Source organism: Aeromonas sp. 2HA2 (genome assembly GCF_029237345.1).
In the GTDB taxonomy this organism is placed as follows: Bacteria; Pseudomonadota; Gammaproteobacteria; order Enterobacterales; family Aeromonadaceae; genus Aeromonas; species Aeromonas salmonicida.
The window spans coordinates 1-540 of sequence record NZ_JAACGB010000033.1 but is presented as its reverse complement, the minus strand read 5'-3'; the positions used below and the strand labels follow the sequence as shown (position 1 = coordinate 540).

The 540-nt window shown below is 55.9% G+C and carries 1 protein-coding gene and 1 tRNA gene; both read right to left on the bottom strand.

Annotated features, from left to right (window positions below; genetic code table 11):
• The coding region (locus GWQ29_RS21235) for a transposase (RefSeq protein ID WP_275920255.1) at positions 1–163 on the bottom strand (163 nt) is incomplete at its 3' end.
• 292 nt (positions 164–455) lie between these two features.
• Positions 456–532, bottom strand: a tRNA-Asp gene (locus tag GWQ29_RS21230).
• Between the last annotated feature and the right edge of the window lie 8 nt (positions 533–540).

The window sequence follows — 540 nt, the reverse complement described above, 5'->3', positions numbered from 1 at the left end:
CGTGCTGCTGGTCAGCGGGCTTACCGTACTGCTTGAGCCAGGCATACAGACTGTGGCTGGATACCCCGAGGGCTCGTGCAACATCAGCCACAGGCCGCCCGCGCTCGGTGACTTGTTTAACCGCTTCTATCTTGAATGTTTCTGGATAACGCTGACGGGTCATAACACCTCCAATAGTTGCCTCATTTTAAGGCTGTGAGGTGTCTAGGGAACTGGGAGCGATTCATGTTGTACTGGGCAAAATGCACAAAAAAACAGTCGTTAGATTGGGCCTCTCAATTGACTGGCGGAGCGGACGGGAGGGTGCAGTCCGGCTCAAGCACAAGCGGACATAGGTAGGGACCGAGTTGCCAGTGGCAAGTCGCAGCCCTGTCTGCTGCCCCTTGTTTCCTTATCCCGTTCGCAAATGCCAGAAAGCAAAAAGGCCTTCCCGATTGGGAAGGCCTTCAAATTAATGGCGGAGCGGACGGGACTCGAACCCGCGACCCCCGGCGTGACAGGCCGGTATTCTAACCAACTGAACTACCGCTCCGCTGTCTG